The organism is Lysobacter sp. SCRH-1R (assembly GCF_057747855.1).
Genome location: NZ_CM173227.1, coordinates 1,278,150 through 1,293,318 on the forward strand (window position 1 = coordinate 1,278,150; position 15,169 = coordinate 1,293,318).

Annotated in this window: 11 protein-coding genes and 1 pseudogene; 8 read left to right on the forward strand and 4 right to left on the reverse strand. The window is 68.0% G+C overall.

The window, feature by feature from the left end:
• Positions 1-54 precede the first annotated feature (54 nt).
• Both rplS and AC3ANK_RS05835 read left to right on the forward strand, forming a co-directional pair.
• Entirely contained in the window at positions 55-438 is a 384-nt protein-coding gene (rplS, locus tag AC3ANK_RS05830; RefSeq protein WP_206859416.1) for a 50S ribosomal protein L19, read from the forward strand.
• Between the two features lie 169 nt (positions 439-607).
• A complete protein-coding gene (locus AC3ANK_RS05835; protein WP_484172371.1) occupies positions 608-1,570 on the forward strand; it encodes a Mut7-C RNAse domain-containing protein in 963 nt (320 codons plus the stop codon).
• 68 nt (positions 1,571-1,638) lie between these two features.
• Here AC3ANK_RS05835 and AC3ANK_RS05840 read toward each other — a convergent pair.
• Positions 1,639-3,084 (reverse strand): annotated as a pseudogene (locus AC3ANK_RS05840) (MATE family efflux transporter); the annotation flags it as partial.
• A gap of 154 nt (positions 3,085-3,238) precedes the next feature.
• Between AC3ANK_RS05840 and AC3ANK_RS05845 the strand changes: the two are divergent.
• Positions 3,239-3,649, forward strand: coding sequence for an RNA-binding S4 domain-containing protein (locus AC3ANK_RS05845; protein ID WP_484172372.1), 411 nt, complete (start codon positions 3,239-3,241; stop codon positions 3,647-3,649).
• 56 nt (positions 3,650-3,705) lie between these two features.
• On the opposite strand, the gene AC3ANK_RS05850 is transcribed toward AC3ANK_RS05845, so the two are convergent.
• The 3 genes from AC3ANK_RS05850 to mutS all read right to left on the reverse strand — a co-directional run bounded on the left by AC3ANK_RS05850 (position 3,706) and on the right by mutS (position 8,919).
• Positions 3,706-4,320: a DUF937 domain-containing protein gene (locus tag AC3ANK_RS05850; RefSeq protein ID WP_484172373.1), complete on the reverse strand. Its 615-nt coding sequence runs from the start codon at positions 4,318-4,320 to the stop codon at positions 3,706-3,708.
• Between the two features lie 169 nt (positions 4,321-4,489).
• Entirely contained in the window at positions 4,490-6,007 is a 1,518-nt protein-coding gene (locus tag AC3ANK_RS05855) for a catalase (protein ID WP_484172374.1), read from the reverse strand.
• Positions 6,008-6,342: 335 nt separating this feature from the next.
• Positions 6,343-8,919 (reverse strand): DNA mismatch repair protein MutS, encoded by a 2,577-nt coding sequence (gene mutS, locus AC3ANK_RS05860; protein ID WP_484172375.1) that lies wholly within the window; start codon positions 8,917-8,919, stop codon positions 6,343-6,345.
• A 173-nt stretch (positions 8,920-9,092) separates the two neighbouring features.
• Between mutS and AC3ANK_RS05865 the strand changes: the two genes are divergently transcribed.
• From AC3ANK_RS05865 to alaS, 5 genes are all read left to right on the forward strand, one after another.
• Positions 9,093-9,593 (forward strand): CinA family protein, encoded by a 501-nt coding sequence (locus tag AC3ANK_RS05865; RefSeq protein ID WP_157029775.1) that lies wholly within the window; start codon positions 9,093-9,095, stop codon positions 9,591-9,593.
• 78 nt (positions 9,594-9,671) lie between these two features.
• Positions 9,672-10,328: a transcriptional repressor LexA gene (gene lexA, locus AC3ANK_RS05870; RefSeq protein ID WP_484172376.1), complete on the forward strand. Its 657-nt coding sequence runs from the start codon at positions 9,672-9,674 to the stop codon at positions 10,326-10,328.
• A gap of 215 nt (positions 10,329-10,543) precedes the next feature.
• The gene (recA, locus tag AC3ANK_RS05875; protein WP_206859407.1) at positions 10,544-11,578 is read left to right on the forward strand and encodes a recombinase RecA; all 1,035 of its coding nucleotides are present in this window, start codon (positions 10,544-10,546) and stop codon (positions 11,576-11,578) included.
• Positions 11,579-11,615: 37 nt separating this feature from the next.
• Positions 11,616-12,119, forward strand: coding sequence for a recombination regulator RecX (gene recX / locus AC3ANK_RS05880; protein ID WP_206859405.1), 504 nt, complete (start codon positions 11,616-11,618; stop codon positions 12,117-12,119).
• A 292-nt stretch (positions 12,120-12,411) separates the two neighbouring features.
• The gene (gene alaS / locus AC3ANK_RS05885) at positions 12,412-15,045 is read left to right on the forward strand and encodes an alanine--tRNA ligase (protein WP_484172377.1); all 2,634 of its coding nucleotides are present in this window, start codon (positions 12,412-12,414) and stop codon (positions 15,043-15,045) included.
• The last annotated feature ends 124 nt before the right edge of the window (positions 15,046-15,169 follow it).

Sequence of the window (15,169 nt, forward strand, 5' to 3'; positions counted from 1 at the left end):
CCAGACGCGGGTCCACGTGCACTCGCGCTACAACGACTCCAACAGGCCAAAGCCATGAACAAGCCCTCCATCCACACGCTCGTCCAGAATTTCGAAGCCGAGCAGATCCAGCGCCAGCTTCCCGACTTCAGCCAGGGCGACACCGTCGTCGTCAACGTGAAGGTCAAGGAAGGCAACCGCGAGCGCGTCCAGGCCTACGAAGGCGTGGTCATCGCGATCAAGAACGCCGGCCTGAACTCGTCCTTCACCGTGCGCAAGATCTCGCACGGCTATGGCGTCGAGCGCGTGTTCCAGACCCACAGCGCCACCATCGCCTCGGTCGACGTGAAGCGTCGCGGCAAGGTGCGCGCGGGCAAGCTGTACTACCTGCGCGGTCTGCAGGGCAAGAAGGCGCGCATCAAGGAAGACCTGTCCGCCTACGCCAAGAACGCCGAGTAATCCTCGCGCGGCGGGCCATTCGCCCGCGCGTTCCGACGGCCGCCTCCGGGCGGCCGTCATCGTTTCCGGTCCACGAATACCCGCGCGCGTTCCCTTCTTCCCGCGATGCCCACGCGCAGCGGCGTAGCGTGGCCGCTGCGATCGCGTGATCGTGCGACGGAGGCCCGCCGTGGCCAGCCTGCTTCCAGCGACTCCGCAATCCACATGCGAGTTCCGCTTCTACGAGGAACTCGGCGAATTCCTCGCGCCCGAACGCCGCAAGCGCAGTTTCACCCATGCCTTCGACGGCACGCCGTCGGTGAAGGACCGCATCGAATCGCTCGGCGTGCCGCACACCGAAGTGGACCTGATCCTGGTCGACGGCGAACCCGTGCCGTTCTCGCACAAGCTCACCGGCGGCGAACGGGTCGCGGTCTATCCGATGTTCGAACGCTTCGAGCTCGGCGAATCCAACCGCCTGCGTCCAACGCCGCTGCGCGAGCCGCGCTTCGTGCTCGACGTGCACCTGGGAAGGCTCGCCTCGTACCTGCGCCTGCTCGGGTTCGACACGCTGTACCGCAACGATTACCACGACGACGAACTGCTGCGGATTTCCCGCGCGCAGCACCGCATCCTGCTCACCCGCGACACCGGGCTGCTGAAGCGTGCGGCCGTCACGCACGGTGCATTCCTGCACGCGACCGATCCGCGCCGGCAACTGCGCGAGGTGCTCGACCGGTTCCAGCTCGACGCGCGCGTCAAGCCGTTCACGCGCTGCGCGCGCTGCAACGGCAAGGTGGAATTGCTGGTCGACGCGCCCGACGAACACGATCCCGATCGCCAACCTCCCGAAGAGCGCGACCCGTCCCCCGGCGAACGCGAGCGGCGCGATCCCGGTCCGGGCGAGCCCGAGCGTCGCGACCCCGGCCATGCACCGCCCGAACGCGACCCCGGTTCGCCGCCGGAGATCCGCGACCCTGGGAAACCGAAGCCTCCGAAGCACGGCCTCGCATCCAGCGCCGTCCCGCCGCGCGTGCTGGCCGGATACGGCGGCTCGCTCAGCCGTTGTCGCGATTGCGGCCAGATCTACTGGCCGGGCAGTCATCTCACGCGTCTGCGCCAGCGGCTCGCGGAAGTGGGCGTGTCGATCTGACGTTCGCCGCGCCGGGGTTGAACGGGCCGGCGTTCAACGCCCCGTTCCAGCGTGTCCAGTTCGTCGTCCGGGTCCGCACTCGGATCGGCCACCGGCGAGGGCGGCGTCGCCGGCACTTCCGCCGGCACCGCGACCTCGTGCCGATCCGGCACCAGCATCCGCGCCTTGCGCCAACGGCCGTAGCGGTAATACGCCAGCGCCATCAGCATCGAACATAACGCGCTGATCGGGAAACTCCACCAGATCGCATCCACGCCGATGCGCGGCTGCATGAAATTCGCGAACGGCACGCGGATGCCCCACAACGCGGCGGCGAGGATCAGCAGCGGCGGCACCACCGCGCCAGTGGAACGCACCACGCCGGACACGACGAAGGTCACGCCGAAGAACAGGAACGACCACACCGCGATGTGGTTGAGATGGCGCGCGACCTCCAGCGCCGTGCTGTCCGGCGGCAGGAACAGCGACAGCGTCCAGCGGTCGAACACGATCAGCGGCACGATCAGCGCGCCGGTCATGAGGAAGTTCATCAGCACGCCGGCACGCGCGGTGGCCGACACGCGATCCCACCGGTGCGCGCCGACGTTCTGCGCGGCCATCGAGGAGCACGCCGCGCCCACCGCCATCGCCGGCATCTGCACGTAGGTCCACAGTTGCAGCGCGGCGCCGTAGGCCGCGGTGGTGTCGGTGCCGTGGTGGTTGACCATCGACATCATCGCGATCATCGCCAGCGAGATCAGCACCATCTGCAGCCCCATCGGCACGCCCTTGACGATGAGCGAGCGCAGGATGGTGCGGTCGATGCGGAACATGCGGGCGTCCTGGCGGCCGAGCCACAGGACATGCCGCTTGTGGCGAAGGTAGAAGAGCAGCGCGACCAGCGTCGTGGTCTGCCCGATGAGCGTCGCCCACGCGGAGCCGGCAATGCCGAGTTCCGGGAAGGGCCCGATACCGAAGATCAACAGCGGATTGAGCACGATGTCCAGCAGCACCGCGATCAGCAGGAAACGGAACGGCGTGCGCGCATCTCCCGCGCCGCGCAGCGCGGCCGACAGGAACGCGAACGCGTACAGCGCCGGCATCGCGAGGAAGATCACACGCAGGTAATCCTCGGCCAGGTGCAGCGAGGTGGCCGGCGTGCCCATCGCGGCAAGCAGATGCCGCGACAACCATTGCCCGAGCGAGGCGATCACCACCGACAGGCCGATGAAGAACGTCGCACTGGTGCCCATCACGCGCCGCGCCTGGGTGAGGTCGCGCGCGCCCATCGCCTGCGCGATCAGGATCGTCGCCGCCATGCCGATGCCGAACACCGAGCCGATCAGGAAGAACATGATGTTGTTGGCGTTCGCCGTCGCGGTGAGCGCTTCCTCGCCGAGGAAGCGGCCGACCCAGACCGCGTTGACCGAGCCGTTGAGCGACTGGGCGACGTTGCCGGCGAGGATCGGCAGCGCGAAGGCGAACAGGTTGCGGCCGATGGGACCTTCGGTGAGGTTGTGCGACGTGGGCGCCATGCGATGCGGGCCATCCAGCGACGTGAAGAGGCGGCACGGTAGCACCGTTCGCGCGAACGCCGCGCCATGTCCGACCGCACGCGCGACGACGACACCGACCCTGCGATAATCGCCCCAAGCCAACGAAGCCGAGCAGGCATCACCGGACCGAGCAGTGAGCGACGTACCCGATTCTTCCACGCCCTCCGTGCGCCTGGACCTGTGGTTGTGGGCGGCGCGATTCTTCAAGACGCGATCGCTGGCCAAGCAGGCGATCGAAACCGGCAAGATCGACATCGGCGGCCAGCGCGCGAAGCCTTCGCGCGCGGTGCGGGTGCACGATGCGCTGCGCATCGTGCGCGGCCAGGAAACCTTCGAGATCGAAGTGCGCGGCCTGAGCGACACGCGCGGGCCGGCGAGCGTCGCGCAGGCGCTGTATCAGGAAAGCGATGCGTCGCGTGCGGCGCGCGAACAGGCACGCGCGCTGCGCGTCGCCGAACGCACGGGATATCGCCCGCCGGAAACCAGGCCCGACAAACGGGCGCGGAGACTCATCCGCGCGCTGGGCGATATCGACGCGATGTAGTCGAGGTCGCGCTCCCGCGTGGCAGCGCGACCGGTGCGAGGGCAGGGCGCGACGCCTCAGCGCCGCCCGCCGCCCAGGAAGGATCCGGCCAGTCCGATCAGGTCGGAGAAATCGGTATCGCCGTCGCCGTCGCGATCGAGCACGGCGCCCATCAGTGAGCCGCCGATGCCGCCCTGTTGCGCGATGGTCTGGCGTTCCTGTCCCAGCACCTCGCCCAACTGCTGCGGCGAGCCCGCGAGTCCGCCGCCGCCATTGCCGGCGAACATGCGCTTGGCGAGGTAGGCCATCACCAGCGGTGCGAGCATCTGCAGCAGCGAACTCGCCTGGCCCTGGCCCAGGCCCGTTGCCGCGCCAAGGCCCTGCGCCGCGTTCTGCTGGCGTCCGCCGAGCACGTGGTCGAGGATCGAACCTCCCTGGCCGCCGCCGCCAAGGACCGAGCCGAGCACGCTGCCGATGTCGAGGCCGGCATGATCGCGCTGCAACGCACCGAACAGCGCTTCGGCGCCCTGCGGCTGGCTCGCGTTCCGGCCGAGCGCGCCGAGCAGCAGCGGCAGCGCCGCCGACACCGCGCCCTGCGCCTGCGTGGGCGAAAGACCGAGCTGGTTGCCGATGTCGGCGAGCGGTTGCCCCTGCAATTGATCGAGCAGGTCGCGGGTCATGGGAGCGCTCATGGCGGTGGCCTCGAAGTGGGGGCTCGATGCTAACGCCGCCACGTTCAGTTGTCGTGATGGCGTGAAGAGACGATGTCTCGTCCAACATCCGCCAGATGATGTCGCCCCGCTCCCGTTGTGCGGGAGAGGGGCGAATGCCTGCCGCGAACGCGTCGGACGCGACCGCCGATCAACCCGCCTCGACCGGATGATTCACCGTGCCGCTTTCGGTATGCGCGGGGTTGGCCGCTTCCATCCTCAGCGCCTTCGCCACGCCCGCGCCGTATGCCGGATCGGCCTTGCTGCAGTTGTCGATGTGGCGCTGCTTGATGAAGTCCGGCGCATCGCCCATGGCGCGTGCGGTGTTGTCGAACAGCACCTGCTGCTGCGCCGGCGTCATCAGGCGGAACAGGTCGCCGGGCTGCTTGAAGTAATCGGCGTCGTCCTCGCGGAAGTTCCAGAAATCCGCGTTGCCGTTGATCTTCAGCGCCGGCTCGCGGTACTCCGGCTGCGCCTCCCACTGGCCGTAACTGTTGGGCGTGTAGTGCAGGTTCGCGCCGTAATTGCCGTCCACGCGCATCGCGCCGTCGCGATGGTTGCTGTGCACCGGGCAGCGCGCCGCGTTCACCGGGATCTGGTGATGGTTCACGCCCAGGCGATACCGTTGCGCATCCGAATACGCGAACAGCCGCGCCTGAAGCATCTTGTCCGGCGACACGCTGATGCCCGGCACCAGGTTGTTCGGCGCGAACGCGCTCTGCTCGACGTCGGCGTAGAAGTTCTGCGGATTTCGGTTGAGCTCCATCACGCCCACTTCGATCAGCGGGTAATCCTTGTGCGGCCACACCTTGGTGAGGTCGAACGGGTGGTACGGCACCTTTTCCGCGTCGGTTTCCGGCATCACCTGGATGTACATCGTCCACTTCGGGAATTCACCGCGCTCGATCGCATCGAACAGGTCGCGCTGGTGGCTTTCGCGATCGCGGCCGATCAGCTCCTGCGCTTCCTCGTCGGTAAGATTCCTGATGCCCTGCTGCGTGCGGATGTGGAACTTCACCCAGAACCGCTCGCCATCGTTGTTGTAGAAGCTGTAGGTGTGCGAGCCGAAACCGTGCATGTGGCGATAGCTCGCCGGGATGCCGCGATCGCTCATCACGATGGTGACCTGGTGCAGCGCCTCCGGCAGGCTGGTCCAGAAATCCCAGTTGTTGCGCGCGCTGCGCAGGTTGGTCTGCGGATCGCGCTTCACCGCCTTGTTGAGGTCCGGGAACTTGCGCGGATCGCGCACGAAGAACACCGGCGTGTTGTTGCCGACCAGGTCCCAGTTGCCTTCCTCGGTATAGAACTTCAGCGCGAAACCGCGGATGTCGCGCTCGGCGTCGGCCGCGCCGCGTTCGCCGGCGACGGTGGTGAAGCGGGCGAACATCTCGGTCTTCTTGCCGACCTTCTCGAAGATCTTCGCGCGGGTGTATCGGGTGATGTCGTTGGTGACCGTGAACGTGCCGAACGCGCCGGAACCCTTCGCGTGCATGCGGCGCTCGGGAATGACTTCGCGGTTGAGGTTGGCGAGTTTCTCGATCAGCCATACGTCCTGCATCAGCAGTGGCCCGCGCGGACCCGCGGTCAGGCTGTTGTCGTTGTCGATGACCGGGGCGCCGAAGGCCGTGGTCAGCGGCGTCTTGGCGGGCTTGTCGGGGGGCTGGCTCATGGCTGACTCCGTTCCTGTCGTGTGGAGTGAGAGAGTAGGAAGCGCGGGCGATCGGGGAAAATCGTTTGTTGCGAACGCTTCGATAGGAGCTGGCTATCAGGCTCGACACGCGCGGTACGTTGCGCGCTCCCTGCGCCCGGTCGCCGCGTTGCACGGCGAAACGGCTTCGGTGGGGCATGCATGAGCACGCTCCGACGCGGGGCGATCATGAGCCCCGATCCATTTCAATCGCGTGATGCCAAGCTGCCGCCGTGGCTGTCGTAGCCCGGGTCACCCGGGACGAGCCGCGATCTGTTCCCCGGGTGCGCTTTGCTGGCCCGGGCTACAGGAGCAGATCAGGACAGCGCTTTCAGGCGATACAGCGCTTCGAGCGCCTGCTTCGGCGTCAGGTCGTCCGGATCGATCGACGCCAGCGCCTCGAGCGCCGCCGAGGACGGCGCGAACAATCCGAACTGCTGCGGCGCATCCAGCGCCGCCGGCGCCAGCGACGGGGAAGGCGCGTCGCGGCTCTGCTGCTCCAGTTCCGCAAGACGACCACGCGCCTGCTGCACCACGGCCTTCGGCAGGCCGGCGAGCGCCGCCACCTGCAGGCCGAAACTGCGGTCGGCCGGGCCGTCCTTGACGGCGTGCATGAAGACCAGCTGGTCGCCATGTTCGACCGCATCCAGATGCACGTTCGCGATGCCGCTGCCCGGTTCGGCCAGACGCGTGAGCTCGAAGTAATGCGTCGCGAACAGCGTGTACGCGCGATTGTGATGCGCCAGGTGCCGCGCGCAGGCTTCGGCGAGCGCGAGGCCATCGTAGGTCGACGTGCCGCGTCCGATCTCGTCCATCAGCACCAGCGACTGGTGCGTCGCGTGATGCAGGATGTAGCTGGTTTCGCTCATCTCGACCATGAAGGTCGACTGCCCGCGCGCGAGGTCGTCGCCCGCGCCGATGCGCGTGAGGATGCGGTCGATCGGCCCGATCACCGCGCGCGAGGCCGGCACGAAACTGCCGATGTGCGCGAGCAGCACGATCAGCGCGTTCTGGCGCATGTAGGTCGATTTACCGCCCATGTTCGGGCCGGTGATCACCAGCATGCGGCGGTCTTCGTCGAACACCAGGTCGTTGGGCTCGAACGGATCGCTACGCACGGCCTCCACCACCGGATGGCGACCGCGTTCGATGCGGATGCCGGGTTCGTCGACGAGCTGCGGCTGCGACCAGTCCAGCGACTGCGCGCGTTCGGCGAAACACGCGAGCACGTCGAGTTCCGCCAGCGCGGCGGCGCAGCGCTTGAGCGGCTGCAGGCGTTCGTTCAGGGCATCGAGCAGCTGTTCGTACAGCAGGCGCTCGCGGGCCAGCGCACGTTCGCGCGCGGACAGCACCTTGTCCTCGAACTGCTTGAGTTCCTCGGTGATGTAGCGCTCGGCGCCGGTCAGCGTCTGCCGGCGCGTGTAGTGCGTCGGTGCCTTGTCGGACTGGCCCTTGCTGATCTCGATGTAGTAGCCGTGCACGCGGTTGTAGCCGACCTTCAGCGTCGCGATGCCGGTGGCGGCCTTCTCGCGCGCTTCCAGGTCGATCAGGAACTGGTCGGCGTTGGTCGAGAGCGTGCGCAGTTCGTCGAGTTCGGCGTCGTAGCCTTCGGCGAAGATGCCGCCGTCGCGCGCCAGCACCGGCGGCTGCGGCACGATCGCCGACTTGAGCAGGTGCGCGTGGTCGTCGTGCTCGCCGAGCTCCGCCGCGAGTTCGGCCAGGCACGGCGAATCCAGCGGCGCGAGCGTCGCGCGCACGTCGGGCAGCATGCCCAGGCCATCGCGCAGCGTGGAAAGATCGCGCGGACGCGCACTGCGCAGTGCGATGCGCGAAAGAATGCGTTCCAGGTCGCCGAGCGCGCGAAAGCCTTCGCGCAGCGTGTCGCCGCAGCGCGATTCGATGAGCGTGGCGACGGCCTGCTGGCGATGGCGCAGCACGCTGCGATCGCGCAGCGGACGATGCAGCCAGCGGCGCAGCAACCGGCCGCCCATCGGCGTGATGGTCGAATCGAGGATGCCGAGCAGGGTGTTGCGCGTATCTCCATCGACGCGGGTGTCGAGTTCGAGATGACGACGCGTCGCGGCGTTCATCGCGATCGCACCGTCGCCGGATTCCACTGCGATCGAGGTCAGGTGCGGCAGCCGCTGCTTCTGCGTTTCCTCGACGTAGCCGAGCAGCGCGGCGGCGGCGGCGATCGAAAGCGGCTTGTCTTCGAGGCCGAAACCGGAGAGGTCGTGCAGGTTGAAGAAACGCAGCAGCTGGCGACGGCCGCTGTCGGCGTCGAACAGCCACGGCGCGCGACGGCGCACGCCGGTGCGTTCGGCGATCCACGGCTGCCAGCCGTCCTCGTCGGCGACCAGCGTTTCGGCCGGTTCCAGGCGCGCGATCTCGGCTTCCAGCGCGTCCTCGTTCGCCACTTCGTTGACGAGGAAACGTCCGCCGGCGAGGTCCGCCCATGCAAGCCCGTACCCCGTCTTGCCGCGCGCGATGGCGAGCAGCAGCGTGTCGCGGCGCTCGTTGAGCAGCGCCTCGTCGGTCACCGTGCCCGGCGTGACGATGCGCACCACCTTGCGTTCGACGATGCCCTTGGCGAGCGCGGGGTCGCCGATCTGCTCGCAGATCGCCACCGACTCGCCCAGCGCCACCAGCCGCGCCAGGTAGCCTTCGGCCGAATGGTGCGGCACCCCTGCCATCGGAATCGGTTGCCCGGCGGACTGTCCGCGCTGGGTCAGGGTGATGTCGAGCAGCCGCGCGGCCTTGCGCGCGTCGTCGTAGAACAGCTCGTAGAAATCGCCCATGCGGAAGAACAGCAGCACGTCCGGGTGCTCCGCCTTGGCGGCGAAGAACTGCTTCATCAGGGGCGTGTGTTCCTGCGGCCGTTCGGCTTGGCTCATGGATCGCGGATCTGCTGCTGCGTGGGACGGCGCCGGCGGGCCGGCGAAAGGGGCATTAGGCTAGCAGCCGACGACGATTTCGCCGAAGCCTTCGCTGTCGAGTCGCCGGTCATGCGGGGTAGCGGGCCGCGGAGCGGGCGCGAGGGAAACGGGCGACGGGCTATCATCGCCCCATGAAGAACGACGTCACCGATGCCTCCCTGCTGCGCCTGGCGCAACAGGTCGCCGAAGCCGCCCGCGCCCATCGCCAGACCCTGGTCACCGCCGAAAGCTGCACCGGTGGCTGGATCGCCAAGATGTTGACCGACATTCCCGGCTCGTCCGGCTGGTTCGAATGCGGCATGGCCGCTTACAGCTACGAAGCCAAGCAGGCGCTGCTGGGCGTGCGCCCGCAGACGCTGGAAACGCACGGCGCGGTCAGCCGCGAGACGGTGATCGAGATGGTGTCCGGCGCACTCGTGCACTCGGGTGCGACCCTGGCGGTGGCGGTCACCGGCATCGCCGGGCCCGGCGGCGGCACCGAGGACAAGCCGGTCGGCACGGTATGGATCGCCTGGAAGCGGCGCGGCGGCTACCCGACCGCGGTGACCTTCCATTTCGACGGCGACCGCGACGCGGTGCGCCGGCAGACGGTCGCCGCGGCGCTGCACGGGCTCGCCGAACTGATGGCGTAGGCCGGGAAGGAGCGCAGGGCGGGGACCCGTTTCCCGCTCCTCTTGACTCTCCACTCGCCGTTAGTAGTATTGCTACTAATGGACATCACCGACACCCAGCGCACCATCCTCGCCCTCATCGCCGAGCGCATCGAGGCCGAGGGCGTTCCGCCGTCGCAGACCGAGATCGCCCGCGCCATGGGCTTCAGCAGCGTCCGGGCGGCCCAGTACCACCTGGAGGCGCTGGAACAGGCGGGCGCGATCCAGCGCATGCCCGGCCGGGCGCGGGCCATTCGCATGTGCGCGGCGGTCGAACCGGTGTCCGAAGCGCTGCCGGTCCGGCATGTGGAGGCGGGCGACGCCGCCAACGACGCGTTGCGCCTTCCGGTGCTGGGGCAGGTGGCCGCCGGCCGTCCGATCGGCGCCGACATCGGCTCGGACGACTTCGTCCTGCTCGACCGCGTGTTCTTCTCGCCCACGCCCGACTACCTGCTCAAGGTGAAGGGCGATTCCATGCGCGACGAAGGCATCTTCAGCGGCGACCTCATCGGCGTGCATCGCACGAACGACGCGCGCTCGGGCCAGATCGTGGTTGCGCGCATCGACGACGAGATCACCGTCAAGCTCCTCAAGATCGGCAAGGACCGCATCCGCCTGCTGCCTCGCAATCCCGACTACGCACCCATCGAGGTCGAGCCGGGCCAGGACTTCGCGATCGAAGGCCTGTACTGCGGGCTGGTGAGGCCCAACCGATGAACTTCCGGGCGTTTTTCCGGGCCAGCGTCAGTGGCGTTCCGGGGCAGGGTGCGGGGTTTTCCCACACCCTGTCCCGGACACCCCTCATGGTCGGCCGGGGATCGCCCACGCAATCTGGACACGACCGCCGGCGCGTCTCAGCCCGTGCGATACGCCACCGCTAGATTGCTTCCACGCAACGACTTCCGCCACTGACACTGAAGGAAAACTCCACGATGGACGACAACAAGAAGCGCGCCCTTTCGGCCGCACTGGGCCAGATCGAAAAGCAGTTCGGCAAGGGCTCGGTGATGCGCATGGGCGATCGCACGATCGAAGCGACGGAAGTCATCGGCACCGGCTCGCTGATGCTCGACATCGCGCTGGGCATCGGCGGCCTGCCGAAGGGCCGCGTCGTCGAGATCTACGGTCCGGAGTCCTCGGGCAAGACCACCCTCACGCTGCAGGCCATCGCCCAGTGCCAGAAGGCCGGCGGCACCTGCGCCTTCATCGACGCCGAACACGCGCTCGATCCCATCTATGCCGCCAAGCTCGGCGTCAACGTCGACGACCTGCTGGTCAGCCAGCCGGACACGGGCGAGCAGGCGCTGGAAATCGCCGACATGCTGGTGCGTTCGGGCGCGATCGACATGGTCGTGGTCGACTCGGTCGCCGCGCTGACGCCGAAGGCCGAAATCGAAGGCGAGATGGGCGACCAGCTGCCGGGCCTGCAGGCCCGCCTGATGAGCCAGGCGCTGCGCAAGCTCACCGGCAACATCAAGCGCTCCAACTGCCTGGTGATCTTCATCAACCAGCTGCGCATGAAGATCGGCGTGATGATGCCGGGCCAGAGCCCGGAAACCACGACCGGCGGCAACGCACTGAAGTTCTACGCCTCGGTGCGCCTGGACATCCGTCGCATCGGTTCGATCAAGAAGGGCGACGAGATCATCGGCAACCAGACCCGCATCAAGGTCGTGAAGAACAAGTTGGCGCCGCCGTTCAAGCAGGTCGTCACCGAAATCCTCTACGGCGAAGGCATCTCGCGAGAGGGCGAACTGATCGACATGGGCGTGGAGGCCAAGCTGGTCGAGAAGTCCGGCGCCTGGTACAGCGCGTACGACGAGCGCATCGGTCAGGGCAAGGAGAACGCCCGCCAGTACCTGAAGGAAAACCCGCAGGTCGCCGAGCGCCTGGAAGCGGCGCTGCGCGAAAAGTTCGTCCCGGCCGAAGCCGGCCGCGGCGAGGACGACGACGGTCAGGACGACTGATCGTCGGAGTCGCATCGCATGAAGTCGGGCTCTCGCCATGCATGACGATCCCCGCGATGGCGGCAGCGGAGAGGCTTCCGGCCGCCGCCGCCGGGTTCGCGAGCAGACCCCGGTGCAACGCGCGCTGGGGTTGCTCGCGCGTCGCGAGCACTCCCGCAAGGAGTTGAACCGCAAGCTGACCTCGCGCGGCCTGGATCCCGGCGAGGTACAGGCTGCGGTGGATCGCCTGGCAGGCGAGGGCTGGCAGAACGATGCGCGGTTCGCCGAAAGCCTCGTCCGCAGTCGCGCAGTCAGCGGCTACGGCCCATTGCGCATCCGGGCGGAACTGTCCACGCATGGATTGGACGGCGAGGCCATTGCCCATGCCATGGGCACGTTCGACGGCGATTGGACGGAGAACGCCCGCGATCTGGTCCGCCGCCGCTTCGGCAAGTCGCTGGACGAGCTGGCGCAGCGGCGCAAGGCGGCCGATTTCCTGATACGCCGCGGTTTCGATGGCGACAGCGTGCGAGCGGCGACCCGGCTGGATCTGGGCGACTGAGTCCAGCACGGGGCTCGACCATGCGGGCCGCGTCCAGCCGTTCCGACAATCCGTCGCGGCGGATCACAAGCAGGCCGGCGTCGCTTTCCCGAAGCGGCAGCCCCGCCAGCATGAACGCGGGAATGTCCGCGAAAGTCCGGAAAGGCATGCGCCACGGGCCAAGCGCGTGGGCGCCCGTCCTGCTACGCTAGCCGGCTTTCGGGTTCGGGTTGCCTGCTCCTGTCGACGCCCCCACTAGGAGGGCATGGGCCGGTCGGGCAGTCCGGCCCTGTCACCGACTTCGCGCGCAGGCATGAAAACCACTACCGAAATCCGCAGCGATTTCCTCGAATTCTTCCGCGGAAAGGCCCACACCATCGTGCCGTCGGCACCGCTGGTGCCGGCCAACGACCCGACGTTGCTGTTCACCAACTCGGGCATGGTCCAGTTCAAGAACGTCTTCCTCGGCAGCGAGAAGCCCGGCTACGTGCGCGCGGCCGATGTGCAGCGCTGCCTGCGCGCCGGCGGCAAGCACAACGACCTCGACCAGGTCGGCTACACCGCGCGCCACCACACGTTCTTCGAAATGCTGGGCAACTGGTCCTTCGGCGACTACTTCAAGGAAGACGCCATCGCCTGGGCCTGGGAACTGCTGACCAAGGTCTGGGGGCTGCCGGCCGAGCGCCTCACCGTCACGGTCTACCACACCGACGACGAAGCCTACGAGATCTGGAACAGGAAGATCGGCGTGCCGGCCGAGCGCATCGTGCGCATTGGCGACAACAAGGGTGCGCCGTTCGCCTCCGACAATTTCTGGCAGATGGCCGACACCGGTCCGTGCGGCCCGTGCACAGAAATTTTCTACGATCACGGCGCGCACATCGCCGGTGGCCCGCCGGGTTCGCCCGACGAGGACGGCGACCGCTACATCGAGATCTGGAACCTGGTGTTCATGCAGTTCGACCGCCAGCCCGACGGCACGCTGCTGCCGCTGCCGGCGCCATGCGTCGACACCGGCATGGGCCTGGAGCGCCTGGCGGCCGTGCTGCAGGGCGTGCACGGCAACTACGAGATCGACCTGTTCCGTCACCTGATCGCCAAGGCCGCGGAGTTCACCTCCACGCCGGACCTCGACAACAAGTCGCTGCGCGTCATCGCCGACCACATCCGCGCCTGCGCCTTCCTCATCGTCGATGGCGTGCTGCCGAGCAACGAAGGCCGCGGCTACGTCCTGCGCCGCATCATCCGTCGCGCGCTGCGCCATGGCTGGATGCTCGGCCAGAAGGGCCCGTTCTTCCACCGCATGGTCGCGCCGCTGGTCGAGGTGATGGGCGATGCGTATCCGGAGCTGACCGCCAAGCGCGAGTTCGTCGAACGCGCGCTGCTGGCCGAGGAAGAACGTTTCGCCGAAACGCTCGACGCCGGCATGCGCATCTTCGATGAAGTCGCCGCACGCTCGAACACCACCATTCCGGGCGTCGACGCGTTCCGCCTGTACGACACCTACGGCTTCCCGGTCGACCTGACCGCCGACATCGCGCGCGAGCGCGGCCTGTCGGTGGACATGGAAGGCTTCGAAGCCGCGATGGAACAGCAGCGCGAGACCGCGCGTGCCGCCGGCAAGTTCGGCAACACCGCGACGATGCCGGCCGAACTCGCCGCGCAGCTCGCGCCGACGCAGTTCCTGGGTTACGAACGACTCGCCGACGAAGGCCTGGAAGTCGTCGCGTTGCTGAAAAACGGCCGCGCGGTGGACCGCATCGAGGCGGGCGAGGAAGCGGCGGTGATCCTCGATCGCACGCCGTTCTACGCCGAAAGCGGCGGCCAGGTCGGCGACACCGGCGATCTGGAAGCCGGTGCCGCACGCTTCGAAGTGCGCGACACGGTGAAGTTCGCCGGCCAGTTCCACGGCCACGTCGGCATGCTTGCAAGCGGTTCGTTGCGGCGCGGCGATCGCGTGCGTGCGAGCGTCGACGCCGTGCGCCGTGCCGCGACCGTGCTCAACCATTCGGCCACGCACCTGTTGCACTCCGCGCTGCGCAGCGTGCTGGGCGACCACGTCGTGCAGAAGGGCTCGCTGGTCGCGCCCGACCGCCTGCGCTTCGACTTCTCGCATTTCGCGCCGGTGGGCGCGGGCGAGCTCGCCGAAATCGAGCGTCGCGTCAACGCCGAGATCCGCGGCAACCACGCCGCCGAAGTGCACCACATGGGCATGCAGGAAGCGCTGGATTTCGGCGCGATGGCGCTGTTCGGCGAGAAGTACGGCGACCGCGTGCGCGTGCTGCGCATGGGCGGCACCTCGACCGAGCTGTGCGGCGGCACGCACGTTTCGCGCACCGGCGACATCGGTCTGTTCAAGATCGTCTCCGAAGGCGGCGTGTCCGCAGGCGTGCGCCGCATCGAGGCGCTGACCGGGCAGGGCGCACTGGACTTCGTGGCCGAGGAGGAACGCCGCCTCGACGAGGCCGCGCGTCTGCTGGGCGGCAACGCGGCCGACGTCTCCGACAAGCTGCGCAGCCTGCTCGATCGCCAGAAGAAGCTGGAGCGCGAGCTTGAGTCTCTGAAGGCCAAGGCCGCGTCCGGCGCGACCTCCGACCTGGCGGCCTCGGCCGCGCAGGTGGCGGGCGTCAAGGTCGTGGCGACGCGGCTGGAGGGGTTCGACGCCAAGGCGCTGCGCGAGGCGGTCGACCGCCTCAAGCAGCAGATGGGCGATGCGGTGATCGTCCTGGCCGGGGCGAGCGAGGGCAAGGCTGCCCTGGTAGCCGGCGTGAACGGAAGCGCGGCAGGCAAGGTCAAGGCGGGGGAACTCCTCGCGCACGTGGCCAGTCGGATCAACGGCAAGGGCGGCGGGCGTCCGGACATGGCCCAGGGCGGTGGCGAGGATGGCCCGGCGCTGGTCCAGGTGCTCGCGGAGGTGCCGGCCTGGGTCGAGGCCAAGCTTGGCTGAATTGAATGGTGAACGTTGACCACTTGCGGTTGCGGGGGCGTTTGGCCCGCCGCTAAGATGATCCACGTTTGTGTTTCGAAATCGGGGAGCTCCGGGAGCTCCCGCATGCCGACCCCGAAGGGCG

Bases quoted from the DNA above. Each gene is read 5' to 3' on its own strand.
- lexA (WP_484172376.1), top strand. From the start codon at position 9,672: ATGGACATCACCGACACCCAGCGCACCATCCTCGCCCTCATCGCCGAG.
- AC3ANK_RS05865 (WP_157029775.1), top strand. From the start codon at position 9,093: ATGAAGAACGACGTCACCGATGCCTCCCTGCTGCGCCTGGCGCAACAG.
- AC3ANK_RS05850 (WP_484172373.1), bottom strand. From the start codon at position 4,320: ATGAGCGCTCCCATGACCCGCGACCTGCTCGATCAATTGCAGGGGCAA.
- recA (WP_206859407.1), top strand. From the start codon at position 10,544: ATGGACGACAACAAGAAGCGCGCCCTTTCGGCCGCACTGGGCCAGATC.
- rplS (WP_206859416.1), top strand. From the start codon at position 55: ATGAACAAGCCCTCCATCCACACGCTCGTCCAGAATTTCGAAGCCGAG.
- recX (WP_206859405.1), top strand. From the start codon at position 11,616: ATGCATGACGATCCCCGCGATGGCGGCAGCGGAGAGGCTTCCGGCCGC.
- AC3ANK_RS05855 (WP_484172374.1), bottom strand. From the start codon at position 6,007: ATGAGCCAGCCCCCCGACAAGCCCGCCAAGACGCCGCTGACCACGGCC.
- mutS (WP_484172375.1), bottom strand. From the start codon at position 8,919: ATGAGCCAAGCCGAACGGCCGCAGGAACACACGCCCCTGATGAAGCAG.
- alaS (WP_484172377.1), top strand. From the start codon at position 12,412: ATGAAAACCACTACCGAAATCCGCAGCGATTTCCTCGAATTCTTCCGC.